The organism is Bacillus sp. FSL K6-0268, from assembly GCF_038005425.1.
Taxonomy (GTDB): domain Bacteria; phylum Bacillota; class Bacilli; order Bacillales; family Bacillaceae_G; genus Bacillus_A; species Bacillus_A thuringiensis_S.
The window spans coordinates 2,569,225-2,594,498 of the sequence record NZ_JBBOTF010000001.1 but is presented as its reverse complement, the minus strand read 5'-3'; the positions used below and the strand labels follow the sequence as shown (position 1 = coordinate 2,594,498).

Sequence of the window (25,274 nt, the reverse complement as noted above, 5' to 3'; positions counted from 1 at the left end):
TGAAATTTCTTCACATCTCTTGCATAGTTTGATATGGTAAGAAGAGGTGCGTATGTAAATGCACTGAAAAGGCAGTGCGTATGAAAAGCGCTAGCCTTCTAAGGAGGAAAAATAAAATGACAAAGAACATTCATGATGTTGCATATGAATTACAAAAAGCAATCGCTGAAAACGAAGACTTCAAAACTTTAAAAGAGAGCTACGCAGCAGTTCAAGCCGATGCGGCTTCAAAGAACTTATTTGATGAGTTCCGTACAATGCAACTTAGCCTACAACAAAAAATGATGCAAGGCCAAGAAATCACTGAAGAAGACAACCAACAAGCACAAGAAGTTGTAGCTCGCATTCAACAAGATGCTAAAATTACAAAATTAATGGAAACTGAGCAACGCCTAAACGTTGTAATCGGTGACGTTAACAAAATTATCATGAAGCCACTTGAAGAATTATATAGCGCGCAACAACAAGCGTAATAGTGGAAGACGCTCCTAAAGGGGCGTCTTTTTATTGTTTATGACACAGAGAATCGCATCTTTTACGTATATAAAAGGTGCGATTTTATATTTTCGTTTACACGCATTTGTATTGCGGTGTCTATAAACGCTCGATTGATTCAGCTAATAATCAGTGTTTTTTCATCGCCACTCACTGTTTATTATTTGAAATTTATATGAATATAGAGCATATTGAGGGAATTCTCTTTCAGCCATCTCCTATCTATTTCGTAGAGGCGCATTAGTATTTCGGTGAAACAATTGTAATTTTTACATATAATGTATGTGCTGCGGAGAAAATTAATAGAGATAAATGGAAGAGGTTAGAATAGATGGAGACCCTTATAGATTTACATAGTTTTAAAACGGAAATATTAGCGAAACATGTACTTCATATGATGATAGAAAATGATTTCTTTTATCAAGGATCGCAATTGGTTGAAAATATTTGGGTAAATGATTCAACTATTTTTATAAATAACGTAAAGATACTTACAAAAGGTATTGAGATTTATAAAAAGAATAATGAATTTTATTTAACACGTCAGCCAGATAGTACTAAAGTAATATTATATTAATATAGTATATATAGTGGGAAAGTAGCTTATAATTCTCAAAAATTTGTGTTATAATTTTTTCCTAATCTAACGATGGTGAGTATATATTTTTATGGGATTCTGATTTTTTAGAAGTGTGTTTAATCTATGTGCTTTTGAAAAATATAGAGCCATTTTTAATGTTTTAGGTGTAAGATAAATAATTCTATATTTATTGAGGAATGAAAAACAAAAAAATTTTAAGAATACCTAGGGAGGGCAATATATATTTTATTTACCTTTGAAAAAATGCGGATTTATTTTCAATGTGAAAGTATAAGGTAAATAATTCTATATTTATTGAGGAATGAAAAACAAAAAAATTTCCTTGGATAATACCTAGGGGGGGCAATGTATATGGTTGCGTTTGCAAAAGGATTTATGCAATGATAGCAAGAATGTGGAAATCTAAGTGGCAGTTGTTGATTCTATTATTTTCACTTATAGTTAGTGTTTATTTCGCTAGTTTAATAAAAGAATATCCTGAGATGGGTATATCTGTAAAAAAAGATTCTAACCAATATGTTATATATGACTTATCAAAATATAGTTGGGCAGGAAAAAGAGATTTCCAAATAGGAGATATTATAGAAAAAATTGATGACGAGTCACCATCTAAACATTTTACAGTTGGATCGTATCATTCAATTGAACAAGCGAAAAAAATCACATTAAATAGGAATGGGGAAATAAAAGAGTATGAGATAAAATATACACCTTATAGTAAGCAATTATTTTATCATTTGTTCATTCCAGTTGGGTTTTATGTAGTATGTTTTTTGATGGCATTCTATCTTTTAATGTTTGTTCCTGAAATGAATCGTAGTACCACTAATCTAGTATATTTTTTAATTTCTCTTGGTGTGAACTTTATTAGTATTATGGCTGTTGAAAGAGATGATATATTCTCTTTTATTGTGGCTTCAATTTCATTAGTATGTTCATTTACTTTCTTTATTCGGTTCATGATGTTGTATTTTTTGAATAATCAAATAAAGTTTTTGATACCAAAGCAATCAAAAGTTTTAAATGCAATATCGATATTCCTTATTATAGTGAGTATTTTCGTATATATAGAACATAATGAATGGGCTAATTTGTTTACGATCATTTTAAGTTTGATATTATTTTGTTGTACAGTATACCTTTTAGTAAGATTTTATTTTAAAAGTAAAAATAGTAGTTACATTAAATATTTAAAAATTATTATTATTAGTTTTTTTGTGTCGGCAACCCCATTTGTTTGTTTATATTTAATTCCAAATTTATATTATGGAGAAGAGTTTATAAGCAGTGAAACAACGGGGATTTTCTTTTTATTTATCCCAGTGTGCTTGTTTTATTTAGTAATTGCAGGGAAGTTGTTTAATTTTAGATTTATTATTCAGCGACTACCGCATTATATTATTTTATCTGTAGGGATTAACATATTTTTGGCAGTATTAACTATGGTAATTTTTGAAGAGAGTGAGGCAAGTCTATTAGAGTGGATAAAATTTAGAATTATTGCTATTATTATCTGTATTTGTTTTTTATATATTAAGGATTATATAGATTTTAAGTTGAGAAAAAGTTTATATCATCATCAAAAAAATTATCAATTCAGTTTGCATCGGTTTTTACATCAAGCAAAAAATGAATATAAACTATCAAATTTAATTTATAGTATGCGAAGAGAAATAGCGGATATTTTAAAACTTGAAGAGACGTGCTGCGTAGAAATAAATAAAATTGAGAAGTCTGTCCTTGTTTTGGATAGTGAATATGTTCCTCACCGGACGATAGAAACGTTATTTAATCATCAACTAGATACGTACAAGGTTGGTTCCATCGTACAGTTAGAAAAACACTTTGGATTTGTTTTATCTGCTTCAGCAGATAAAATGCTTATTTTATTGTGTAATTATAATGGAAAAGAAAATTTAAATGTAGATGAAGTAGTTTGGATTGAAACATTATGTAATTATGCAGATTTGTTATTAGAGTGTTCTAATCAAATTGAAGATTTATTAAAGCAATTACAGGAAATAAAAAGTTTAGAGCACCCACCCATGTGGTTGGCGAGACTTATGTTCAAACTATCGGAAAAAGAACGAACAAATCTTGCAAGTGATATACATGATGGAGTTTTGCAAGATCAAATACGTTTAACTAGAAAATTTGAGAGTTATAATGAACTTGTTAAAGATGAGGAAATGAAAGATATACTTAATGAAATACATGAAGAGCTATTAGATCATATTTATACAATTCGTGAAACGTGTAATAATTTGAGGCCGCCATTTTTATATGAAGTAGGTTTAAAACAAGCACTACTGAATTTATTTAAGCAGATTAATTTAAAAGCGACCTTTTTCTTCTATTATGATATTCCTGAAAGAATTGTTGTGCCTAGTATTGAACATGAACAAGCGATTTATCGAATTGTACAGGAGCTATTAAGTAACGCGATGAAACATTCAAAAGCGACAAATGTAACGATAAGATTATTTCAAAAAGATGATTATCTATATTTAACTTATGTAGATAATGGGATCGGTATTAAGTTAGATGAAGTAAACTATTCTTATAACACATTAGGTTTGTCTGGGATTGTTACTAGGATACAAAGTTTGAATGGAGAGATGTCTGTTGAATCAAAACCTAATCTTGGTTTGCAAATACTTATTAAATTTAAAGATAATTAGCTTTTGATGAGTCATCAGATGATAGGGTGATTTTGTGTGTAATGATATTGAAAGGATGAGAATATGATTTCAATACTTGTAGTAGATGATCATGTTGCAGTAGGATTAGGGACGAAGGCGTTAATTGAAAAATACGATGAGATGAATGTAGATGTAGTTCATAATAGTATAGAAGTAGAAAAAATAATTAAGAATCAAAAATATGATGTTTACTTAATTGATTTACAAATGCCGAATATAAACGGTTTAGAGTTATCTAAGAAAATATTAAAGATACATTCAGAGGCATCGATCCTTATTTTTACAGGATTTGATGTATTTGCACATTATAATTTGCTAATAGATAATGGGATTCTTGGTGTATTGAGTAAAACTTCTTCTGAGGAGCAAGTGATAAATGCAATACACCATGCAGTGAAAAAAGAAGTTGTTTTACCTTATCAATTAGTTAGGCAATTGAGAATAACAGAAAATATATCAAATATAAGCATAGAAGATGGACCCGAAAGGGCAGTATCTTTAAATGAAGAAGAGAAAAAAATCCTAGTTGAAGTAAGTAAGGGGAAAACAAATAGAGAGCTTGCCGAAATATTAAATTTAAGTCAAAGGTCGGTAGAATATAAATTAACTGACATATTTCATAAGTTACAGGTGTCATCAAGGATGGAAGCAGTACAAAAGGCGCAAGAACTAGGGATTATTTATACTTTAACAATATGAAGCAATTAGGATTGGTTATATGTGTATAAGTGTAACTTGTTTATGAAAGAGAAAGATTTATATAAAACAAAATAAGGTTTATTTCGCTAGGCATAAGCTCAATATAATATTGGTTTATGCCTTTTTTATTTATGTTATATGGATAATTTTGGTTTTTCACACGGTTTCCCGCAAAAATAAATGCGTTCCCCCGTGCGTACTTTTCGTTTATGTATTTCAAGAAAATGGTTAACATTATATGTAGAGTTGAAAACTTAGTTGTCTTACTTAATGGATATAGACTAAAAAAAGATAAATTGAAGTATTTAATTATATGTGTTTTAAGTACTTTAGTGAATAAAGAAAGGAGGAAAATGAAGATATTGAATAAAAGAAAAAAAATAGGGCGTATTTGTTTAGCAAGTACGATTATTTTTACACAATTAAGTACATTAGATGCTTTATCAAGTACAGCTTATGCAATTGAAGATAATCAAGAAATAAAATTATTGTTACAATCTGAAAAGAATAAAGCGCAGGTAGATGAAGAAATAGTATTAAGAATAATGGAATTGAAAAAAACTGGTGACAAAGTTGAGATTGTAGTGCCAGAAGGTATGGAATTTGATGAAGAGGCGACTAAACTATTGAATGAACGAAATGGCACGTCTGAAAGAATTCGTTTAATAGAAAATGCGGTAATTCAAATTGAGAAAAATTCACAAAGTAAAGCTTTAGATGTAGTACGTTTGTCGGTGAAAGGAAAAAGGCCTGGAACTTATAAATTCGAGACGAAGCTAAAGCAAGGGAATCAAGAAGTTCAATCGAAAATAAATCCAATAGTATATATTACTGAAAATCCAATGGTGAAAGGGATTTCTGAAGAGAAGAAGTCTGACATCATTCATCAAAGTGATAAAGAAGAAAAAAGCGAAAAAAATGTAGAAATCCATAATGAAGAAGGCACTGGGCTAAAAGAAGTAAGCTCTGAAGAAAGCAAAGAAAATGTCGTGAAACAGAAAGAAACAACTCAAGCAGAAATAGAAAAAATAATTGATTCAGAAAAAACACATGTTGAAGAAGTGAAAAATGAAGAAAAAGCGTCTAATGAAAAAGCGACTATAGAAAAGGTAGAAGAGCGCTTAGAGAATCAGGAAGTTAAACATGCTGTAGTAAATGGCACAGTAGATGTTTATGATGATAAAACATTTAGAGAAGCGTTGAATGATAAGAGTGTTTCAAAGATTAACATCAAAAACGACTTTACTGTAAATCACCCTGCATATGGTTTTCTCACTTTTCCAGTTAGATCAGATTTGGTGATTGAAGGAAATGGTCATACTGTTGACTTTGGAGGGCTATGTGGGGTTTTCACAGCTACTGTGGCGAATAAAATGAATCTTACTATACGAAATATAAACATTCTTGGAAGTAACTATTATGGACCGTTTCGGATGGATGCACCTCCGAATTCTAACTCTGCTTTTATAAAATATGAAAACTTGAGTTATATAGGACCGCAGTTAACGTGTTCTTATAATGCGGATGTTATATTTGCTGGTAAGCTGAATGTTCAATCGGTTGAAAAATACACGTCATTAGACGGAAAATCTATTCCAACTATCGGTACAGATACACAGCAAAATGTTGAAGCGACAAATGTGAAATTTCTTGAAGGTACTCATTATACTGGTAGTACTAAAAAATCAGCAGTATTTGGGCTATTTAATGGTGGAACAGTAGATGTAGGGAAAGATGCCATTATTGATGTTTCAGCATCTGATACTGGCGGAGAAAATCCGCAGGCAGTAATTGTAACGCAAGGGCAGTTTATAATCCATGACGGTGCAAAAGTTAACGTGAATACAACTTCAACTAGCAATCGAGGCGGAATACGTGTTGAAGGAACAAATTCGGGGATTACTGTAAAAAAGAATGCAGAGTTGAACATTAATACAAAAGGTAATCTAGGTTACAATGCGCTTTATCTAGGACCAAGTGCAAATCTTAAAGTTGCTGATAGTGCGAAATTAACTGTGAAATCAGAAAACACATCAACTTCTACGCAAGCAAGTGTATATGCAGGGAATGGAAGCTCTTTTATAATTGGTGAAAAATCAACGTTCGATGTACATTCCGATGGAACTGGATCAAAAAACCTTATTTATATTGGTACAAATGCAAAGTTCCAATTCGCAAATGCTGAAAGAGTAAATTTGGCATTAGATAATTCTCATGCATCAAGTAGGCTAATTTATATGTATGGTGTAAGTGGAGTATTAGATGTAGATGTACAGCGTGTAAAAGCTTGGAAAAATGGTGTGTCAATCGATGATGATGATAAACCAAGTTACATCTGGAATCCGATGTATGGAATGCAGGTTAAATATAATTATAGTGACGTTAGAGAAGCAGTAGGGAATTCATTAACTGAAAAAGTACAAAATGATTTCCGAGAAAACTTCCGAACGCAAAACTTTAAAAGAGTACTATTTGAATATATTCCAAATGTAGCAGTTTCTATTGATGAATTAACAGATAATCAGAATAAAGAAAACAGTCATATTATTACGGGTGTTACAAATCCAGGTGCGTTAGTGCGTTTATCAGGAGACGATGCAATTCCAAGTCCAACAATTGATTCTTCTGATATAAATATTTCTGAAAAGTATCACGTAGTTGCTGATAGTGAAGGGAAATATTCATTTACTTTGCCTAAAGGGAAATATTTAACGGCTGGAAATACAGTAAAAGCTTTCTCGTATTTAAATGGTAAATTTGCTGAGTCAAAAACAATTGTTAAGGATGAAACAGCTCCAGAAAAGCCTATTCTTGAGGAACCAATTAAAGATATATCCGAAAAGTTTCAAGGAAAAGCTGAACCAAATTCATTCGTACATATTTATAGTGAGGATGTGCTAATTGGATCGGTGAAAGCAGATGCTAACGGAATATATACATTTGTAATACCAGAAGAGAAAAGACCTTTAGTTCCTGGAACTAAATATTATGCAACAGCTACAGATGCAGCAGGAAACGTAAGTGAGAAATCTGATCTCGTTAGCGTGAAAGATACAATGCCACCGACAGCTAGTCCGGTTACTCAAGTAATCAAAATTGGGGATGATTTATCGGATAATGCGAAAGATTATGTAACGAATGTAAATGATAATGCAGGTATTTCTGATAGTAATCTTTCTTACAAAGTTACGAAAAAACCAGATGTATCGAAAATAGGATATGTTGAAGCTGAAGTTACAATAACGGATGCGGCTGGAAACGCAACGAAAGTGATTGTTCCTGTATTCATAAAAGATGATCAGGTTACGATTGGAAATGAAGCTGCCATACAGGCGAGGGATTTTGTATCTGTTGTAGATGATGTGCCGACAGATGTGGAACAGTTAAAGCAGTTTATATTGAAAGAAGCAGAAGTGAAGGCGTGGGAACTTCCAGGCGGAGCTGATGTTACGAAGGAAGTTCAAATTGTAGATATAGGTGGTTTAACAAATCAAATTGGTGATTACACTGTAACTTTAAAAGTTAAAGATGTTGAAAGAAAGATTAAAGTAAGTGTAATTGGTGGGAATCTTGAGCTAATTGATGTGCCACAAAGTATTTCGTTTGGTAATGTAAAAGTTCAATCAAGGGAGAAAGTCTTTAACCGTAACGGTATGAAAGGAAAATTAATTGTTTCTGATAAACGTAAAGATAAGACTGAGTGGCAAGTTTATGTAAAGCAAACAAGCCCATTAATGAATACGGACAATGATATATTACCTGATTCGATTGTATATAGTACAAATGGTATTGATACCGTATTAAATGAACAGTCTTACTTAGTTACTACTCATACTTCAACGAATAATGAAGATGTTTCGTTTGATTGGAAGGATGACGAAGGGATTCGCTTACGGGTTACTTCAGGTCCAAATATAAAAGTAAATAAGAGCTATAAAGGTGAGCTTGAATGGACGTTAACGAATGCTCCAATTTAAAGTGAAATATCTAGAAGCTAGAATGTAGATATTAAATTTAGAAAGGAGATAGTGTAATGGTGAAGAAATACGTCCTATTACTGATGATACTAGTAGTACCGGTGTTTCTCTTTTATGAAGAAGTATTGGCAAATAGTATGAATTCAAAAGCAGGAATTACTTTTTCAAATAGTTATAATCCGTCAGAAATTGAGGATCCATTGATTCCAGATGGATCTAAAATAGTCGTCAATATATCAGACGACCGGATTACTAATAAGGTGTTGCCAAAAACAGGCGGACAAACCTCACTTATTTTGCAGTATGCAGGGGTAGGTTTATTGATAGCAGCCTGTATAACATTATTTCAAACTAGGAAAATAGAAACAAAAGTTTCTATTAAATAAATTAATTTAGTGGAGGTAAATGATGAAATTAACAAAATTAGCATTAGCAGGAGCGGTATCACTTGCAGCGCTTGCAGGGGGAACACAAGCATTTGCAGAAGAAGCAGCTTCAATGAAGTCTGTAACGGATGTAATCTTTACAGAAAATGAAGGTATTACGGGACCGGTTGATCCAACGAACCCAGATGAAGTAGTTGAGCCGATTGAAGATCCAGAAAATCCAGACGATACACATGAGCCAGGAACCAATGGACCGTTAAGTATTGATTATGTATCTAATTTCCATTTCGGAAAACAATCGATTTCTGGTCATGATAAAGTTTACTATGCTGAGTTAGAAAATGTAAAAACAGCATCAGGACAAACAAAAAAAGTGCCAAATTATGTACAAATCACAGATAACCGTGGTACAAACGTAGGGTGGAAACTGACGGTAAAACAAGATGATCAATTTACAACTGCAGACGGTAAAAAGTTGGATGGTGCTGAGATTAAATTAATGAATTCAGTTGTAAACTCTGCAACAGATAAAAAATACGCGCCAACGGCAAAACCTGTAACGTTAAATCCAGACGGATCAGCACAAGATGTAACGAGTGCACAACAAGGTCAAGGTATGGGAACATGGACAACTGCATATGGTCAAGATATTGAACAAGCTAAAAACAGTGTTAGTTTATCTGTACCAGGTACAACAGAAAAGGTAAAAGATGCAAAGTATAAAACGACATTAACTTGGACTTTAGAGGATACACCGAAATAATTTCTGAATATTGAAAAAGAAAAATAACATAAAAGGAGAACTAATATGAAATTTACAAAAGTAGCAGTAGTAGGAGCATTCGCATTAACAACATTAGCGGGAGGAACATCAGCTTTCGCAGAAAAAGATGGTGGAACGTTAAATTCAAAAGCTTTTATTCAGTTTGAAAAAAATACAGATACGGTAGATCCAATTAATCCAATTAATCCGGATGAAGTAGTAGAGCCAATTGTAGATCCAGAAAATCCAGATGATACACATGAGCCAGGAACCAACGGCCCGTTAAGTATAGACTATGTATCTAACTTTAATTTTGACAAACAAAAAGCATCTGGTAATAACGAGGTGTACTATGCAAAATTAGATAATGTGAAAAATAAAAAAACAGGTGCTGAAAGTGAAGTTCCAAACTTTGTACAAGTAACAGATAATCGTGGTACAAATGCAGGGTGGAAATTAACAGTAAAACAAAACGATCAATTTACAACTGCAGATGCTAAAGAGTTAACGGGAGCTACTTTAACGCTGAAGAACGGTACGTTAAATTCCGCAGCTGGTAGTAAGGCACCAACAGCTGCACAAAATATCGCTTTAACTCCAGGTCAAGCTTTTGATGTTGCGACAGCCCAAGAAGAAGAAGGTATGGGAACATGGACGAATTCGTTCGGTGAATCAGTAAAAGATGGCGAGAAGAGCGTTGAGTTAAGTGTACCGGGTAAAACGAAAAAAGAACAAGCTCAGTACACAACTTCTCTAACTTGGGAATTAAAAGACGCACCAATGTAATAGAAGCATTTAAGAGAGATAACGAAAGAGATAAAGCTGTTTTTCAGTCTTTATCTCTTTCGTTTGTATATTAAACTATGGAATATGTGAGGAATATAGTATGAAATATGTAAAGAAAATTATGAGTTTTTTATTGGCTGTAGCGATTTGTATAACTGTTTTTAATGTGAAAGTAGAAGCAGCTGAAATGAAATTTGCGGTAACCGCGGTCATTCCAGAAAATCAAGTGGATAAAAACCAAACATATTTTGATTTGAAGATGGAACCAGGACAAAAACAAACGCTGCAAGTACAAATGAAAAATGATACAGATAAAGAAGTAGAAGTAGAGACAAATGCGAATACCGCAATTACAAATAATAATGGAATCACTGATTACAGTGTAGTGAATCCAGAGTTTGATACTACATTAAAGACACCATTTTCAAAAATTGCTAAAGTACAAAAGGAGACAAAAATTCCAGCGAAAAGTACAGTAGTAGTAAATGTGAATATTGAAATGCCTACAGAATCATATGATGGTGTGATTTTAGGTGGTTTATACTTTAAAGAAAAAGAAGATGAAGAAGATAAGAAAAAATCAGAAGGTGTGCAAATCAAAAATAAGTATGCATATGCTATCGGTGTTGTATTAAGAGAAACGGATGCAGAAGTAAAACCAGATATGAAATTAAATGAAGTAAAACCAGGTCAAGTGAATGCGCGTAATGTAGTGACAGCGAATTTACAAAATATAAAACCAGCAATGTTAAAGAATTTAAGCGTAGATGCAAAGGTATACACTGAAAAAGGTAAAGATATACTACATGAAACGAAAAAAGAAAATTTAAGAATGGCACCAAATTCTAACTTCGATTATGCAATTAGTTGGGACAATAAAGCTTTAGAGCCAGGAACATACCGTCTAGAAATGAAAGCAACGGACGGTGACCAGAAATGGGAGTGGACCAAAAAATTTACGATTGAAGGAAAAGAAGCACAGAAGTTAAATGATACAGCTGTAGAGGCCAAAAAGGATTATACTCTGTACTATATTATCGGTGGAATTTTATTACTTGTAGCACTACTAGTTTTAGTATTCTTGCTAGGAAGACGCTCTAAGAAAAAAGATGGCGAACAAGAATAGTAAACGATATATATTGATGATGTAAGTACTATTAAGAGAATGATAGCATGATACAAAACACTGTTAAGAAATAGTGTTTTGTATTTTTTTATAAAGTATTTGAAAGAAAGAGAATATTAGTCAGAATGGCCAATTTATAGATTCGCAAGGTCGTAAATTAACAGGTTTGAAAATTACGTGATTTTGGAAAGTGTGTATAATATATGGGTGTGAAAGAGAAGGGTATGTAATATAACAATATTATTATATGATTTTTAAAATGTGCACTGCGTTATGAATGGGAAAAGAGGGCGATACAAGATGCGAATTGGAAAAAAGGTGATAATTGTTATGATAATAGCAATTATTAATATTTCTTTATTATTTTCTAATCTCAATGTACTAGCGGTTGAGGTGTAAAAGAACCGCTAATTAATGCTATGAGGTATGTAAAGGGCAGTCAACAATATACGTTAGGTGAAACGGCTGTAGAAGTGGCTGCGTCTATTTCAAGGAATAACGAACCGACTGAAGTAGCTTGGAATGAAGAAACGAATGGTATCCGATTATTTATTGAGCCTAGTCCGCTTATTAAAGTTGGTATGGAATATAAAGGAAAGTTAGAGTGGGTGTTAGCAGATGTGCCGATATAACGCGGTATTCACGCAAGAAAAAATGCGTGAATGCGAGAGGAATGTTCGGTGATATAAATGGAAGAATATAGTATAGTTACATTAAAGGCAAAATAAACTCGCGAGGACTAGCAGCTTAATATATTGCCTTTTATTAGGGTGTATAGTCGTATTCAAGTATATACTAATTAATAACAATCAATATAAAGAAAATTACTTGAAAGACAGTCAATTATTTTAAGACACGGTAAAAAATTGCTGTAATAAGTTATTAGTATTGCATTGTTAAAAGAGTAATTTAGGGTTGAGTTACTCCAATTGATAAAAATCCTATACTTTGTCAATATAGTGATTTTATCGTCCATTATTTGTTGTTATTTTGCGTTTGTTGTTTTTGCTTTGGCCTCCTTTAAGGAGGCCTTTTTTTATGGGAAACGGATGAAGTGCATCCTTACACATAATAAAGCCTCTTTAAAATCCCTATATGTTGGTGAATATTTTAAAGAGGAATGTATGATCTAACATGTATTATCACTTACTGAAATACTCAGTTTTAATGTTCTTTTCCTTCAAAAACTTTTCAATTTCTTTTTGCTTCCTACCATTAGCTTTCTCAAAGCGCTTTGTAAAAGAGAAATCAGTTTTGAATAAGTTACGATCTTGAGCGAGTTTGTCTAATTCTTGATCTAGTTCTACTGAAAGTGCTGTAGATGATGAAATAAATTCATATATTTCTTTTGAAGGCTTTTTGTAATCATCAGGGATTGTATTGTTACTAATAAAATTATGGAAGTTTGTATCATTTTGTTTCGCTAATTCTATTAGTTTTTGTAATTTTTCTCGGTCAGATTCAGTGATATTTTCATCGGATGTAGTGGATGAAAGTGGAACGATATTTTCGTCTAACTCTCCGCTATAATTTAAATAACTTTTTATATTTTGTTTCATTTCGTCTTCACTAATATTTTCATTTTTCTTTGAGGAACTAAATATATTTTCTGGAACTTTAATAGCAACATCTTTAATAGATTGGACATCGTTTTCTTCCTTAGGTTGTACACTGTTTGAACAAGCTGATAGAAATAACATTGTAAGTAACATGAGTGGATATAAAATATACTTTTTCATATTAATCTCCTTTTATATTCATTAGTATCTTTGTAAAATAGCTAAATTCCATTTTAAATACTTAACTAAAAGTGAGTATATATGTTTTATTAATTGATAAGATATGACGGATATTAGTAAGCCGATGCAAAAAGCTATAAATACATTATAAACATCGGAATAACTGATTTGATGAAACCCTTTAAAGAATCCTAATCCTATTAATAAGATAGGTGAAATAATTAATAATGGTGTAGCAATTATAAGTGCTAGAAGAAGCGGTAATAGAAAGAGTAATACGAAAAAGGCGATAATGATAAATATAAAGTTTAAAACACTTAAGCTCATAACAGAAAACAGTGCTGTCATAATATTTTTTAGGCTGCGTTTCTTGTCAGCTTTACTTATTACATATGAAATATTAAGTTCTTTAGCGATAGTTTTAGGATTTCCTAGCTTTTTAGAAATTTCCTCTTCAGATATTCCATCTTGTTTACCACTAATAAAATGAGTTTCGTACTCCGAGATAATATCCTCCTTTTCTGAATTAGGCATATTCCGTAGGGAAGAACTAAGTTGTTCTAAAAATTCACTTTTGTTCATAACGATCACTTTCCTTTATAAAATGATGAATTATGGCTGAAAATCCTATCTTTTTTCTAAACAGCACACACAATCTATATCTACTTTTTGAAAGGAGATATACTAATTGCGAATAACATTCCAAATAATGGTTATTCCATTATTTACAAATATATCACTTACTATTGTTCTTTGCAAGGTACTATAAGATTGTTAATATTATAAATGGGTGAAAATATTTTTGCGTATTTTTAGAAGAGATATAAAAATGTTATTTTAAGATAAACAAAAGGTTGTAAGCGCATTCTTTAAAACTTGTCAAAATAATTTCAAATTCATATTGTTGGAAAAATAATGCATTTGTAATATAATGATAAAGATACTTCACCAGCTTAATTAACTAGGTGAAATTAAAATCTTTATTACACACATTATGAAATAAAGGGATGATTAGTTTGAGTACAGGTGTAAAAGCAAACGACGTGAAGACAAAAACAAAAGGAGCAGATCTTGTTGTTGATTGTTTAATTAAACAAGGCGTTACACATGTTTTCGGTATTCCAGGAGCAAAGATTGACTCTGTATTTGATGTATTGCAAGAAAGAGGACCAGAGTTAATCGTTTGTCGTCATGAACAAAATGCAGCATTTATGGCAGCTGCTATTGGTAGATTAACAGGGAAACCGGGCGTATGTCTTGTAACTTCAGGACCAGGGACATCAAATTTAGCGACAGGTCTTGTTACTGCGAATGCGGAGAGTGATCCCGTTGTTGCTTTAGCTGGTGCAGTACCGCGTACGGATCGATTAAAACGTACGCATCAATCTATGGATAATGCTGCATTATTTAAAAAACATGCTAAAATGTTGTATTTTAAAGGGGTTTAGGAGCGTTTAAAATATTTCGCCCACAATTTGCCCACGTGCATTTAAAAATTCATTGTATTGGTTTACAGCTGTTTCTTCCATGGATCTGGTTACATGTAAATAAACATCTGCGGTCATATTAATGGAAGAGTGTCCTAAACGTTCAGAAACATATTTAATATTTGCCCCACTCTGCAGCAAATGTACAGCGTGTGTGTGTCTAAATCCATGTAATGTGATGTATTTGAATCCACTATCTTTACATATTTGTTTAAAAAAAGATAACGCTGCTGATTGTAGTATGCAAGAGGCGTCTTCATTGGTAAATACAAAATCATAATCCTTATAGTATTTTCCGCTTCTTAAAATGTTCTTTGTTTGTGCCATTCTCATTTTTTGTAAAAGGGTTAATGTAGAATCGTCTAAACTAATGATTCGGATGCTACTTTTATTTTTAGGAGGCCCAAATTTAATACTCTCATTTCTTTTGATTGAAAGCAAGGTTTTGTTGATATGAAGATTCTTTTTTTCAAAGTTTATATCGCTCCATTGTAATGCTAAACATTCACCTATTCGTAAGCCTGTTCGAGATAAGATAGTAAATAGTGAGTAATATTTAATACTGCCTCTTTTATTTAGAATATAATTTAAAACTGATTCCAATTCATCTATGTCATAGCATTTTATATTCTCAGATTTGTTTGTTATTTGTTTTTCTTTCATTCGTACTTTAGTTGTTGGATTTTTGCTTAAAATCTCTAGCTCAGTTATTGCAGTTTCCACCGCGTTATGCATAGTAATATGGATTAATTCGACAGTTTTTTTACTAAACTTTTGTAATAAGGTATTGATGAATTTTTGATAATGGACTCTAGTCAAATCTTGGAGTTTGATGCTGCCGAATGTCGGTAATATATACAGCCTTATGTTCTTTTCGTATGCTTTATATGTTCGAGGCGAGACGATGTCTTTTTTATACGTTTCAAGCCAATCATACATATAATCATTAAATGTGAGCTGTTTGTTACTTACATTCGTACCTTTCGCAAGTTGCGCTTCGACTTTAGCTGCCGCTAATTGTGCCTCTTTCTTTGTTTTGAACCCACCTTTGGAAGTTTCTTTGTATTTCCCCATGTCTTTATATCGAATCCGATATTCCCATTTATCATTACGTTTTCTAAAACTAGCCACTTTCAATCACTCCATTCTATATTTTATATGAATGTTTTTTTGTTTTTGCTTGAAAATATATTGTGGATTTTAAATGAATCTATCCATTTGTTTAGGTATTCCATAAAACTGTAATAATTCTTTCTTTGTTTGTATGTAGTAATCATGATGACTTCCATCGATAAGAAATCTTGTTGCAAAATAGTTTGCTTCAGCTTCTATACGGATTTCAGAACAAAGAGACACCTTGGATAATTTAGGAGTATTTTCATCTGGATGAAATATAGCATGGCCCAATTCGTGAAAACAAGTAAAGATTTGGTTTTGATATGAAAGTCGTTCGTTAATATGTATAAAAGGGATACGAGATACTTTGTGGTAGTATCCATAAATATCCCCTAAGGCTTCTGTGATAATGACTATACCCTTTGCTTCAGCGATAATAAACGGATCTCTGGTGTTGTATCGTCTAAGTAGTTCGTCTATTTTTAAATTGATTTGTTGTTTTGAAACCAACCAGATCCACTCCAATCACTCTTCGTTTCTATATTTTTTAGGTGTAAATTTTTTCTTAGCCATTTGTTTTCCTAATCTAAGAGAATTTTCTAACGATATAATTAATAATTGTCTCGTTTCCTCTGACATTGGTTCAGACTCTTTAGAGAATGCAAGAGCGTCAGCGCTACTCATATCTTCTATTAGTTCTTCTAATTTCTTTTGGATGTCTTTTTCATCTTGTTCGGTAAGCTCCCAATATTGTTTTTTGGTTCTACCTATTAAATAGTCTATTGAAACGTCGAAGTAGTCAGCAACCTTTTGTACACGTTCAACAGAAGGAGTTCTTCTTTTCCATTGATAAAGGGTGTTTTGCCCAAATCCTAGCTCTTCTTCTAATTTAGATACAGTTATACCTCTCTTTTGACAAAGTTGCTTTATGATTTCTGTGATTTCCATTAAATCAACCCTTCCAACTAGCACAAAGTCGTTTTATTCAATGAGTTAGATAAAAACGTTGACAACTAACTAATTGAATAATATACTTTGTACATGAGCTACTTATTTAGCCGTTGCAACACTACAAAGAAAAGAAGGGAAATCAAGTTCCACAACGTTTAAGTGCTACAAGTTTAGATTTATTTAGCTATGACCTTATTTTATTCAATAAGTTAGTAAAAGTCAATAAAAAGCTAAAAATTTAGCTTATAAATTTTAAAAGGAGTTTTCTTTATGGATAAAACATTTGGAAAAAGAGTGAAAGTTTGGCTTTTCGTTAATGATATGAAGCAAGGAGAACTAGCGAAAATGCTAAATATATCAGGTCCATACTTATCAGATATTCTTCTAGGAAAGCGTGAAGGAAAAAAAGTGAAAGAAAAAATTAAAGGGATTTTAGAAAGTGAGAAGGTGTCCTAATGACAGCGACAGTACAAATCATCATAGATGATAACTACTTGCAAAAAGAAGTTGTTCGTCAAGTCAATGAACGATTAGTAGATATGGGAGTCGGTACTTGGTGGGATATGAAAAGACTTCAATATGAAACAAGTAGAAGTTACGACTGGTTAATGGAATATGTAGTTGCCGATCCACGTGTTCAAGTATTTGCGAAACAAAAAAATAATCGATGGTTATTTAAAGCAAAAGAAATGAAAGAATTTCTTGAAAAGTATTTTGATGAATTATAGGGAGATAATATGTTAATGAAAAATGGTAAACAGCCAACCAAAAAAGAAAGGATTCATATTGAGTCATATAATTTAAATTCTGATAATTGGTTAATCTTTAAAAAGTTAAGTAATAAATTACATTTATTACATCGTTATACAAATAAAATAAAAGTAATTCCAAATGCATAAACGGAGGGAAATAACATGGATAAATTAACAGTAGCAAACGAATTACATATTTTAGGGAAACGAAATATTGCAGGATGTGAATTCACTGGAATTGAGGGTGGTTTTGGTGAAGGTAAGAAAGCGATGTTAGTGAAAGAAATTGCTGAAATTCATGGGCAACCATTAAAACAAATCAATCGTCGTATTAATGAAAATTGCACTCGATTTAAAAAAGGCGTTGATATTATCGATTTAAAAAGTGGTGCTTTTAACGAACCACAATTATTAAATATTGGTTTTTCAAATATGCAAATTGCAAAGGCAAATAGCATCTACCTTCTATCCGAACGAGGATACGCCAAGCTATTAAAAATCCTTGAAGATGATACAGCATGGGAATTATACGATCAGTTTGTGGACGGGTATTTCAACATGAGAGAACAGAAACAAATTCCTACAGATCCAATGAGTATTTTAAAACTAACATTTGTTGTGTTAGAAGGACAAAAACAAGAAATCCAGCACATCAAATCAGATGTGGAAGACTTGCGGGAGAATGTACCACTATTCGCTGTTGAGTGTGATGAAATTTCTAATGCAGTAAAACGTTATGGCGTTGTATTAATGGGTGGTAAAAATTCTAATGCCTATCAAAATCGTGGATTGAGATCGAAAGTTTATAAAGACATTTACCGACAGTTATATAGACAATTTGGAGTGACAAGTCATAAAGCAATTAAACGTGGTCATTTGGAGTTAGCATCAAAAATTGTTGAAGAATATACACTACCAATTGTATTAAGTGAAGAAATCACGTTTGTAAACTCACAAATAAATATGGTGGAAGTTCAGTAGGAGGAAAAGAAATGACAATCAAAGTGAAAACATGGATGTCTATATCAGTTGAACAAAAACAGGATTTATTAATAATGCTAATAGTGAGATGAATTGAAAGATGGAAACGATGTATTTACACATGTAGAGCAAGCTTTTGAAGAAGCTGTTGAATATACAGTGATAAATAGTATGAGTGCATGCAACGTAGACGAGATACAACGTTCAGAACTGTTGGCGGCAGTAGCGAAAGAAGCATCTCAAAGATTAAAAGAAAGAAATGTGCCTTATCAAGATGGTCTTGCGAATCTAAGTACTGGTCGTAGAAAGTATCAAGACTATTAAATTTTAATAACCATTCTTTATAAGTTAGCAAACGTAACATCTCCTGTGAAGGATTATATCAGAATAATAGATTGGAAGTGAGTTTATTGAAGGAAGTAACACTAATTTTTAAATCAGGCAAAACAGCAAGTTTTACAGGAGAACAATTTAAAACATTTAAAAATAGCTTTGGTTTTTTATCAACAATTGAATGGGAAGGTGCTGTTGGAAAGATTCCATTACATATTGGGATTAGTAGTATCGATGCAATATTTGTGGAAGACATTGCTGAAGAGGAATCGATTAAAGAACCGGATCATCCAATCGAAGATTTCTATGGCTGTGAAATTCAGCAAGATGATAAGTATTTTATGTTTGGACAGGATCTTGTACTGAAAGAAAATGTAACAGAATACCTAATTGAGCAACAAAACGTTGTATGTTTTCGAGTTGGATAAAAAGAAAAATCACCTGCGCCAACAGGTGATCCAGATAAAATCAATTTTCAACGTCATTATAGCATGAAATGAATGCATGTAAAGGAGTGAACGATCATAATTGAAAATCCAATGATTATAGGAAATCCAAATGATTCAGCGATAACGAATGTTATGGGGCATTGTGCGAGTTGCAATAAGGAAATCTACTGCGGTGAAGAGTACTTGGATTTTGAAGGTGATTGTATACACAATTCAACAGAATGCGTTAAGGAATACGTTGTTGTACATTCTACCCAAAAGATAGCAGGTGAATGAAATGAACTTACAACAAAAGATTGAAAGTGAGATATCCATTTTAAGGCGTCTAATTGATCGATACAAACTTTGTGATGATTCGGAATCCATTTGTATGGTGATTGCCTATGAATATGGATTGCAGATGTTGATAGAAGTATATGAAATGAGTAAACAAAAAGAGGTGCTGCCGTTTTGAATGGTGGAATTGAAGAACTAGAAAAGTCATTAAGTGTGGAACAACGAAGGTTAAGTGAACACAAAAGAGAGTTAGAAAGGTTAATAGAAAAGAAACCGATTGTGGAACAAAGTATTTGGAACACAGAAAGTAAAATTTTTGATTTGGAAGCTTCTATTTTTGTTTTGAAAAGCATGGCGAAGGAGTGAATCAATTGGAAATCACAAACGGTGCTGCCATTACTAAAAGTAAAAAAGCAAAAATCATTATCTATTCAAAGCCAGGTAACGGTAAAACAACGGTTGCTGGATTGTTACCAGGCAAAACATTAGTCTTGGATATTGATGGGACAAGCCAAGTTTTAGAAGGATATGAAAATGTAGATGTAGCTAAAATTGATGGTGAAAATCCACATGATAGCATCCTACAATTTTATGCATTAGCAAAAGCAAATATCGCTAAATACGATAACATCTTTGTTGATAATTTAACGCATTACCAAAAGTTATGGTTACTTAAAAAAGGTGAAAATACGAAAAGTGGTATGCCGGAATTAAAGGATTACGCTTTACTAGATAACCATCTTCTAAAGGTAGTAGAAACGTTTAACTCATTAGATGCAAATGTTATTTTTACAGCTTGGGAAACAACAAGAAATATCATTCATGATGATGGGCAGCAATATACACAATTCATTCCAGATATTCGGGATAAAATCGTCAATCATATTATGGGAATTGTTCATGTGGTTGGTCAATTGGTTAAAAAGACAGATGGTACAAGAGGATTTGTTTTAGAAGGTAATCAAAGTGTTTTTGCTAAGAACCATCTTGATGTGCGGAAAGGCTGTATACAAGAAGAATTAATCATGTCATCCGCAAACTAATAAACAGGGGGAAATAAATAATGAGTTTCTTTAAATTTGATGAAACAAACGTAAATACAGGTTTTGAATTAGTTGCTGAAGGTAAATATGAAGCGGTAATTGTAAATGCGGAAGCTGGCAAAACACAAGCTGGTAAAGAGAAATTATCAATAGATTTTGAAATTCGAAGTGATGTAACACAACATCATCAAGGAGCAAAAGTGCTGTATAACATGTTTACGTTCGAACATGAGGTTTCGGTTAGAATCGTCAATTCTTTATTAAAAGCATGTGGTTTTGGAAATCATCATGCTTTCGTATCTGCTGAAGATATGGGGAAACAACTTCTCAATAAGAATCTACAAATCACAGTAAAACATGAAGAGTACGATAAGATTGTGGATGGTCAAAAACAAAAACGTACGGTAGCCAAGGCAAAATATTATGATGTGTCAGACGTAAATCCGATAATAAGTGGTCCAGCAGTAACAGTCGGTGATGATATGTTACCGTTTTAAATAACTACATAGAGAGGTTGGTTTGTACCGACTTCTCTTTTTTATATCTTAAAAGGCTAACCGGAGGTTGTAATGAAAAAGAATCCATACAATTTTAATGAGATACCAACAGAGCTGAAAAACTTACCGCAGTGGGTGCTTTGGCGCAAAGAAGAGAGAAATGGAAAACCGACGAAGATACCGTATCAAGCCAACGGCGAAATGGCGCAAGCAAATAATAGGCGTACATGGTCGACATTTGCAACAGCGGTCAAGTTTTATTTAGAAGGCGATTATGACGGAATAGGGTTCGTGTTCAGCAGGCAGGATAACTATATAGGAATAGACATTGATAAGTGTGTTGTGGCCGGAAAAACAAATACTTTTGCAACAGAAATTATCGATACAGTAGACAGTTATACAGAGTTTTCACCATCAGGAAAAGGTATCCACATCATTATCAAAGGGAACCTTCCACAATCTGTTTTAGGTACTGGTAGGAAGAATACCAAGCATGGTTTAGAAATTTACTCATACGGACGATTCTTCACATTCACTGGAAATCGAGAAAATTCTAATAATGTGTATGATCGTACGGATGAATTAGCAGAAGTGTTTGAACAGTATTTCGATGATAGTGACATACAAGGTCGCGTGAATTTAGCAGAATTTGAAAAAGATGAAATCAAAATTTCAAATGATGCTTTATGGGAGAAAATGTTCCGTAGTAAAAATGGCGATGAAATTCGCTCATTATACAATGGAAGCCTAATTAATAAAGATCATTCGGCAAGTGACCTTTCTCTATGTAACCATTTAGCATTTTGGACAGGGAAATCAGCAACACGAATGGATTCCATGTTTCGTGAGACGAGCTTAATACGTGATAAATGGGACGTTATCCATTTCAGAGATACAAACGAAACATATGGGGAAAGAACGATAGCAACGGCTATTTCATCTACTTCTTCCACAATTCTAGATTATAAGCAACCATTCGATGAATTTTCATTTGATTTTATAAGTGAAGATGTAGCTGAAGTTGTGGAAGACAAACCAAAAAGGAAATTTAAACTAACGGAACTTGGAAATGCGGAACGTATTGCTTACGAATACGGCCATGTAATTAAATTTGTTCATGATATCGGTTGGTATATATGGGGTGGAAAACGATGGAGAGTGGATACGAAGAAAGAAATTGAAAGAATTACAGCAAAAGTTCTCCGTAGTCTTTCTAAATCAGAAGATGAATCAGAAATAAAATGGGCACGTATGTGTGAGCGTAGAAATGTAAGAATGAATAGTATCAAAGATCTTATGCCATTGGTCCCAGGAGCGCGTGAAGATTTTGATAGCCATAAATATTTATTCAATGTTGCAAATGGAATGGTAGACTTACAGACGGGTCAGCTTCGTCCACATAATCGGGAGGTATATCTATCAAAAATCACCAATGTTACATTTGATGAGCAAGCAAAATGCCCAGAGTGGCAGAAGTTTTTAGAACAAATTTTCCAAGGAAATCAAGAGTTGACGGATTATATGCAACGACTAATTGGTTATTCTCTTACTGGAGAAATTACAGAGCAAATCATGGTCTTCTTAATCGGTGGAGGTTCCAACGGAAAATCAACTTTTATCAATATCATTAAGGACCTTATGGGTGATTATGGAAGACAAGCGAAGTCCGATACTTTTATCAAGAAGAAAGAAACAGGAGCGAATAATGATATTGCTAGGTTGGCTGGGGCCCGGTTTGTATCCGCCATCGAAAGTGAAGATGGGGAGCAACTCTCAGAGACCTTTGTCAAGCAAATAACAGGTGGTGAGCCTGTATTAGCAAGGTTCTTAAGACAAGAGTTTTTCGAGTTCATACCTGAATTTAAAGTTTTCTTCACTACAAATCATAAGCCGGTTATAAAAGGTGTGGATGAAGGGATTTGGAGACGTATTCGTTTGATTCCATTCAATCTACAGCTACCTAAAGAAAAACGTGATAAGAAATTGCCAGAGAAACTTAGCTTGGAAATGCCGGGTATTCTGAACTGGGCGATTGAAGGTTGTCTGAAGTGGCAGCAGTCAGGATTAAGCGATCCAGCGATTGTTAGGAAAGCAACAGGTGATTATAAAGAGGAAATGGATATTCTTGGTACGTTCATGTTCGAATGTTGTTTCAAAAGAGAAGATTATCAGATTGAAGCAAAAGAATTGTACGAAGTTTACGCTAATTGGTGTTTCAGAAATGGTGAGCATCAATTGAAAAACAGGGCGTTTTATCGAATTTTAGAAACGCAAGGTTTCAAGAGAGAACGTGGCAACCGAAATAAGTATTACATCAAAGGTGTTACTTTAGCAGACCGAAAAAATACTTTTAAGCAGTCAGAGTTACTGAAAAACGATGAAAATAGCGAAAGTGTTACTAAAAGTAACACATTTAAAATCTCTTAAAACCCTTATGTACCAATGGTTCAAGGTGCTTTTTATACTCTTTTTGTTACTTTTGTTACTAAGTACAACCATAAACAAAAAATAAATATATATATATTCTTTATTAGGAGCGCTAAAGGTCTCATACGGTAACATGGGTAACAAAATTCTCGAATCCCTTGGGGCTGTAAGGCTCGTGTTGATTTCAAAAAGTAACACATCGCTTATTTTAGGTGTTTTTCAGTAACACTTTAAAATAACTTTTGATAACAAGAATGGATGAATGAAAATGTTTGAAAAATTTATTGAGGAAAATATTGAACGAGATAGTAAGAGTTTTGAGCTATTAGAAAACTTATATAAGCGTTATTTAATATATTGCAAAGCTCATAATTTGAAACCTATTGGTAGGAATGGATTTACTTATAGATTTACTAAAAATCGAATTGGAGTATTGCATAAATCAAAAGGTAAATCAGCTAGGTGGGGAGTGAGATTACTTCCATGCAAGTATTAGAAATTATAAGTTTAATTTGGAAATCGGGTGCAAATATCTATCTTGATCCAAGTGATGGACGAATCGGAATAAAACGACAGAACTTAATTCCTGTGGAAGTAATGCAAGCTGCGGAGAAAAATTTCAATGGTATTGATACTTGGTTTAAGTCCTGGAAGGATGCAAACAACGAAAAGATTACAATCTTGAAGATTTTTTATGAATTTTCTGGTTGGAAACATACCCGAAAGTTACATGATTGGTTGCTTGCTGATACAGATTCATTACAAATGTTCTATGACTGGACGATTGTGCTTGCGAAGAATGGATGGACAGACGTGTATGAAGATTATCGACCATTTGAAAATGATGAATCGAATGCGATGGCAAGGAAGATATATGAACGTGCAGTTATGCATGCGAAGAAAGGAGTAGGAGCATGATCAGTTATCGTTATACCGATACGGAAATAAATAACATTCTTAAAACACTCACCATCGTGATGGATACGAGAGAGAAAGATAATACTCATATTCGAGATTATTTACATCAAAAGGGAATATCGATAAAAAATCAAAAATTAGATACTGGCGATTACGGCTGTATGATACCGAAAAATGAAGAGCTGGGCATATTTCGTGATATCTATTTAGATAGCCGAGTAGAACGGAAAGCCCATATGGATGAAATCACAGGAAATTTACAAAAAAATACGCAAACAGCATTTGAGAATGAATTAATTCGATCAAAAGAGATTCCCTTCACCTTAATTGTGGAGGACCTACATGGATATGAGAAGATGTTGCAAGGGAAGTATCATTCCAAATACAATCCACTAGCGTTACTGGGAAGGCTAAATACATTTAAAGCAAAATACGGTTTTGAAATCGTGTATTTGGATAAGAAATTCAGTGGGAATTGGATTTATCATCATTTTTATTATCAAGCGAAACATTACTTTAAATTGGGGGCTTTTTAGGAGATAAAAAAGAGGACTCTTATATGAGAGCCCTGAGAGGAAATTAGGTGAATCGCAAATTCAAAAAATTGGCGTATGAATAGTATATCCAAAGTATAAAAATATATACAACAAAGCAGCTAGCAAATGCTAACTGCCCAGTTGATAAGAGAAATTTCGTTAAATCAGGTCTCAGTTTTCAATAGATTCAGCTATTCACCAGCTTATGGATAGTATGAGCAGAAATTAGAATTT

29 protein-coding genes and 1 pseudogene are annotated in these 25,274 nt (G+C 32.9%); 25 read left to right on the top strand and 5 right to left on the bottom strand.

Going from position 1 to position 25,274, the window contains the following annotated elements; genetic code table 11:
• The first annotated feature begins 116 nt into the window (after window positions 1-116).
• The 10 genes from MHI28_RS13370 to MHI28_RS13325 all read left to right on the top strand — a co-directional run bounded on the left by MHI28_RS13370 (window position 117) and on the right by MHI28_RS13325 (window position 12,167).
• Window positions 117-473, top strand: a complete 357-nt coding sequence (locus MHI28_RS13370) for a YlbF/YmcA family competence regulator (protein WP_000164612.1) — start codon at window positions 117-119, stop codon at window positions 471-473.
• Between the two features lie 353 nt (window positions 474-826).
• Complete coding sequence (locus tag MHI28_RS13365) at window positions 827-1,072, top strand: hypothetical protein (RefSeq protein WP_000449033.1); 246 nt, start codon at window positions 827-829, stop codon at window positions 1,070-1,072.
• A gap of 404 nt (window positions 1,073-1,476) precedes the next feature.
• Window positions 1,477-3,777, top strand: coding sequence for an ATP-binding protein (locus MHI28_RS13360; protein ID WP_000561710.1), 2,301 nt, complete (start codon window positions 1,477-1,479; stop codon window positions 3,775-3,777).
• 63 nt (window positions 3,778-3,840) lie between these two features.
• Window positions 3,841-4,497 (top strand): response regulator transcription factor, encoded by a 657-nt coding sequence (locus MHI28_RS13355; protein WP_000623551.1) that lies wholly within the window; start codon window positions 3,841-3,843, stop codon window positions 4,495-4,497.
• Between the two features lie 353 nt (window positions 4,498-4,850).
• A complete protein-coding gene (locus MHI28_RS13350; RefSeq protein WP_002162920.1) occupies window positions 4,851-8,474 on the top strand; it encodes a pectate lyase-like adhesive domain-containing protein in 3,624 nt (1,207 codons plus the stop codon).
• A gap of 56 nt (window positions 8,475-8,530) precedes the next feature.
• Window positions 8,531-8,860, top strand: a complete 330-nt coding sequence (locus MHI28_RS13345) for an LPXTG cell wall anchor domain-containing protein (protein WP_000239723.1) — start codon at window positions 8,531-8,533, stop codon at window positions 8,858-8,860.
• Window positions 8,861-8,882: 22 nt separating this feature from the next.
• Entirely contained in the window at window positions 8,883-9,623 is a 741-nt protein-coding gene (locus tag MHI28_RS13340) for a WxL domain-containing protein (protein WP_000778940.1), read from the top strand.
• 45 nt (window positions 9,624-9,668) lie between these two features.
• Window positions 9,669-10,409: a WxL domain-containing protein gene (locus MHI28_RS13335; protein WP_000673256.1), complete on the top strand. Its 741-nt coding sequence runs from the start codon at window positions 9,669-9,671 to the stop codon at window positions 10,407-10,409.
• A gap of 100 nt (window positions 10,410-10,509) precedes the next feature.
• Entirely contained in the window at window positions 10,510-11,535 is a 1,026-nt protein-coding gene (locus MHI28_RS13330) for a DUF916 and DUF3324 domain-containing protein (RefSeq protein ID WP_000878340.1), read from the top strand.
• A 419-nt stretch (window positions 11,536-11,954) separates the two neighbouring features.
• Window positions 11,955-12,167, top strand: coding sequence for a hypothetical protein (locus MHI28_RS13325; RefSeq protein WP_001271090.1), 213 nt, complete (start codon window positions 11,955-11,957; stop codon window positions 12,165-12,167).
• Window positions 12,168-12,677: 510 nt separating this feature from the next.
• On the opposite strand, the gene MHI28_RS13320 is transcribed toward MHI28_RS13325, so the two are convergent.
• Together MHI28_RS13320 and MHI28_RS13315 are read right to left on the bottom strand one after the other, a co-directional pair.
• Window positions 12,678-13,274 (bottom strand): NDxxF motif lipoprotein, encoded by a 597-nt coding sequence (locus tag MHI28_RS13320; protein ID WP_000760030.1) that lies wholly within the window; start codon window positions 13,272-13,274, stop codon window positions 12,678-12,680.
• A gap of 21 nt (window positions 13,275-13,295) precedes the next feature.
• Window positions 13,296-13,856 (bottom strand): HAAS signaling domain-containing protein, encoded by a 561-nt coding sequence (locus MHI28_RS13315; RefSeq protein WP_001042971.1) that lies wholly within the window; start codon window positions 13,854-13,856, stop codon window positions 13,296-13,298.
• 425 nt (window positions 13,857-14,281) lie between these two features.
• Between MHI28_RS13315 and MHI28_RS13310 the strand changes: the two are divergent.
• Window positions 14,282-14,698, top strand: a pseudogene (locus MHI28_RS13310) (thiamine pyrophosphate-binding protein); the annotation flags it as partial.
• 30 nt (window positions 14,699-14,728) lie between these two features.
• Here the strand turns inward: MHI28_RS13310 and MHI28_RS13305 are convergent.
• From MHI28_RS13305 to MHI28_RS13295, 3 genes are all read right to left on the bottom strand, one after another.
• The gene (locus MHI28_RS13305; protein WP_340828054.1) at window positions 14,729-15,892 is read right to left on the bottom strand and encodes a site-specific integrase; all 1,164 of its coding nucleotides are present in this window, start codon (window positions 15,890-15,892) and stop codon (window positions 14,729-14,731) included.
• Between the two features lie 69 nt (window positions 15,893-15,961).
• A complete protein-coding gene (locus tag MHI28_RS13300; protein WP_340828053.1) occupies window positions 15,962-16,387 on the bottom strand; it encodes an ImmA/IrrE family metallo-endopeptidase in 426 nt (141 codons plus the stop codon).
• Window positions 16,388-16,402: 15 nt separating this feature from the next.
• Window positions 16,403-16,825 carry a helix-turn-helix domain-containing protein gene (locus tag MHI28_RS13295; protein ID WP_340828052.1) on the bottom strand — a complete coding sequence of 141 codons (423 nt, stop codon included), beginning with the start codon at window positions 16,823-16,825 and terminating at the stop codon, window positions 16,403-16,405.
• 273 nt (window positions 16,826-17,098) lie between these two features.
• Here MHI28_RS13295 and MHI28_RS13290 point away from each other — a divergent pair, with 273 nt between their 5' ends.
• The 14 genes from MHI28_RS13290 (at window position 17,099) to MHI28_RS13220 (ending at window position 25,040) form a co-directional block, all read left to right on the top strand.
• A complete protein-coding gene (locus tag MHI28_RS13290) occupies window positions 17,099-17,284 on the top strand; it encodes a transcriptional regulator (RefSeq protein ID WP_078187635.1) in 186 nt (61 codons plus the stop codon).
• On the top strand, window positions 17,284-17,556 hold the full coding sequence (locus MHI28_RS13285) for a DUF771 domain-containing protein (protein WP_340828051.1): 273 nt from the start codon (window positions 17,284-17,286) through the stop codon (window positions 17,554-17,556). The genes MHI28_RS13290 and MHI28_RS13285 overlap by 1 nt, the downstream gene beginning before the upstream one ends.
• 15 nt (window positions 17,557-17,571) lie before the next feature.
• Window positions 17,572-17,727: a DUF6906 family protein gene (locus MHI28_RS13280; RefSeq protein ID WP_340828050.1), complete on the top strand. Its 156-nt coding sequence runs from the start codon at window positions 17,572-17,574 to the stop codon at window positions 17,725-17,727.
• A 15-nt stretch (window positions 17,728-17,742) separates the two neighbouring features.
• Window positions 17,743-18,561 carry an ORF6C domain-containing protein gene (locus tag MHI28_RS13275; RefSeq protein ID WP_340828049.1) on the top strand — a complete coding sequence of 273 codons (819 nt, stop codon included), beginning with the start codon at window positions 17,743-17,745 and terminating at the stop codon, window positions 18,559-18,561.
• Window positions 18,562-18,654: 93 nt separating this feature from the next.
• Complete coding sequence (locus MHI28_RS13270) at window positions 18,655-18,885, top strand: hypothetical protein (RefSeq protein ID WP_340828048.1); 231 nt, start codon at window positions 18,655-18,657, stop codon at window positions 18,883-18,885.
• An 86-nt stretch (window positions 18,886-18,971) separates the two neighbouring features.
• Window positions 18,972-19,322 (top strand): YqaI family protein, encoded by a 351-nt coding sequence (locus MHI28_RS13265; protein WP_340828047.1) that lies wholly within the window; start codon window positions 18,972-18,974, stop codon window positions 19,320-19,322.
• A gap of 298 nt (window positions 19,323-19,620) precedes the next feature.
• Window positions 19,621-19,797, top strand: a complete 177-nt coding sequence (locus MHI28_RS13255) for a hypothetical protein (RefSeq protein WP_167332609.1) — start codon at window positions 19,621-19,623, stop codon at window positions 19,795-19,797.
• On the top strand, window positions 19,794-19,985 hold the full coding sequence (locus tag MHI28_RS13250) for a hypothetical protein (protein ID WP_340828046.1): 192 nt from the start codon (window positions 19,794-19,796) through the stop codon (window positions 19,983-19,985). The genes MHI28_RS13255 and MHI28_RS13250 overlap by 4 nt, the downstream gene beginning before the upstream one ends.
• A gap of 5 nt (window positions 19,986-19,990) precedes the next feature.
• The gene (locus MHI28_RS13245; RefSeq protein WP_340828045.1) at window positions 19,991-20,662 is read left to right on the top strand and encodes an AAA family ATPase; all 672 of its coding nucleotides are present in this window, start codon (window positions 19,991-19,993) and stop codon (window positions 20,660-20,662) included.
• 20 nt (window positions 20,663-20,682) lie between these two features.
• The gene (locus MHI28_RS13240) at window positions 20,683-21,159 is read left to right on the top strand and encodes a DUF669 domain-containing protein (RefSeq protein WP_340828008.1); all 477 of its coding nucleotides are present in this window, start codon (window positions 20,683-20,685) and stop codon (window positions 21,157-21,159) included.
• Window positions 21,160-21,231: 72 nt separating this feature from the next.
• Window positions 21,232-23,586: a phage/plasmid primase, P4 family gene (locus tag MHI28_RS13235; protein WP_340828044.1), complete on the top strand. Its 2,355-nt coding sequence runs from the start codon at window positions 21,232-21,234 to the stop codon at window positions 23,584-23,586.
• A gap of 268 nt (window positions 23,587-23,854) precedes the next feature.
• Complete coding sequence (locus MHI28_RS13230) at window positions 23,855-24,082, top strand: hypothetical protein (RefSeq protein ID WP_033692981.1); 228 nt, start codon at window positions 23,855-23,857, stop codon at window positions 24,080-24,082.
• Window positions 24,070-24,504 carry a hypothetical protein gene (locus MHI28_RS13225; protein WP_340828043.1) on the top strand — a complete coding sequence of 145 codons (435 nt, stop codon included), beginning with the start codon at window positions 24,070-24,072 and terminating at the stop codon, window positions 24,502-24,504. Before MHI28_RS13230 ends, MHI28_RS13225 begins: the two co-directional genes overlap by 13 nt.
• Window positions 24,501-25,040: an ERCC4 domain-containing protein gene (locus MHI28_RS13220; protein ID WP_340828042.1), complete on the top strand. Its 540-nt coding sequence runs from the start codon at window positions 24,501-24,503 to the stop codon at window positions 25,038-25,040. The genes MHI28_RS13225 and MHI28_RS13220 overlap by 4 nt, the downstream gene beginning before the upstream one ends.
• Window positions 25,041-25,274: the final 234 nt, after the last annotated feature.

Bases quoted from the DNA above. Each gene is read 5' to 3' on its own strand.
- MHI28_RS13275 (WP_340828049.1), top strand. From the start codon at position 17,743: ATGGATAAATTAACAGTAGCAAACGAATTACATATTTTAGGGAAACGA.
- MHI28_RS13360 (WP_000561710.1), top strand. From the start codon at position 1,477: ATGATAGCAAGAATGTGGAAATCTAAGTGGCAGTTGTTGATTCTATTA.
- MHI28_RS13320 (WP_000760030.1), bottom strand. From the start codon at position 13,274: ATGAAAAAGTATATTTTATATCCACTCATGTTACTTACAATGTTATTT.
- MHI28_RS13295 (WP_340828052.1), bottom strand. From the start codon at position 16,825: ATGGAAATCACAGAAATCATAAAGCAACTTTGTCAAAAGAGAGGTATA.
- MHI28_RS13355 (WP_000623551.1), top strand. From the start codon at position 3,841: ATGATTTCAATACTTGTAGTAGATGATCATGTTGCAGTAGGATTAGGG.
- MHI28_RS13290 (WP_078187635.1), top strand. From the start codon at position 17,099: ATGGATAAAACATTTGGAAAAAGAGTGAAAGTTTGGCTTTTCGTTAAT.
- MHI28_RS13220 (WP_340828042.1), top strand. From the start codon at position 24,501: ATGATCAGTTATCGTTATACCGATACGGAAATAAATAACATTCTTAAA.
- MHI28_RS13335 (WP_000673256.1), top strand. From the start codon at position 9,669: ATGAAATTTACAAAAGTAGCAGTAGTAGGAGCATTCGCATTAACAACA.
- MHI28_RS13325 (WP_001271090.1), top strand. From the start codon at position 11,955: ATGAGGTATGTAAAGGGCAGTCAACAATATACGTTAGGTGAAACGGCT.
- MHI28_RS13315 (WP_001042971.1), bottom strand. From the start codon at position 13,856: ATGAACAAAAGTGAATTTTTAGAACAACTTAGTTCTTCCCTACGGAAT.
- MHI28_RS13370 (WP_000164612.1), top strand. From the start codon at position 117: ATGACAAAGAACATTCATGATGTTGCATATGAATTACAAAAAGCAATC.
- MHI28_RS13230 (WP_033692981.1), top strand. From the start codon at position 23,855: ATGTTTGAAAAATTTATTGAGGAAAATATTGAACGAGATAGTAAGAGT.
- MHI28_RS13280 (WP_340828050.1), top strand. From the start codon at position 17,572: ATGAAAAATGGTAAACAGCCAACCAAAAAAGAAAGGATTCATATTGAG.
- MHI28_RS13345 (WP_000239723.1), top strand. From the start codon at position 8,531: ATGGTGAAGAAATACGTCCTATTACTGATGATACTAGTAGTACCGGTG.
- MHI28_RS13350 (WP_002162920.1), top strand. From the start codon at position 4,851: ATGAAGATATTGAATAAAAGAAAAAAAATAGGGCGTATTTGTTTAGCA.
- MHI28_RS13285 (WP_340828051.1), top strand. From the start codon at position 17,284: ATGACAGCGACAGTACAAATCATCATAGATGATAACTACTTGCAAAAA.
- MHI28_RS13255 (WP_167332609.1), top strand. From the start codon at position 19,621: ATGAACTTACAACAAAAGATTGAAAGTGAGATATCCATTTTAAGGCGT.
- MHI28_RS13340 (WP_000778940.1), top strand. From the start codon at position 8,883: ATGAAATTAACAAAATTAGCATTAGCAGGAGCGGTATCACTTGCAGCG.
- MHI28_RS13225 (WP_340828043.1), top strand. From the start codon at position 24,070: ATGCAAGTATTAGAAATTATAAGTTTAATTTGGAAATCGGGTGCAAAT.
- MHI28_RS13235 (WP_340828044.1), top strand. From the start codon at position 21,232: ATGAAAAAGAATCCATACAATTTTAATGAGATACCAACAGAGCTGAAA.
- MHI28_RS13365 (WP_000449033.1), top strand. From the start codon at position 827: ATGGAGACCCTTATAGATTTACATAGTTTTAAAACGGAAATATTAGCG.
- MHI28_RS13240 (WP_340828008.1), top strand. From the start codon at position 20,683: ATGAGTTTCTTTAAATTTGATGAAACAAACGTAAATACAGGTTTTGAA.
- MHI28_RS13330 (WP_000878340.1), top strand. From the start codon at position 10,510: ATGAAATATGTAAAGAAAATTATGAGTTTTTTATTGGCTGTAGCGATT.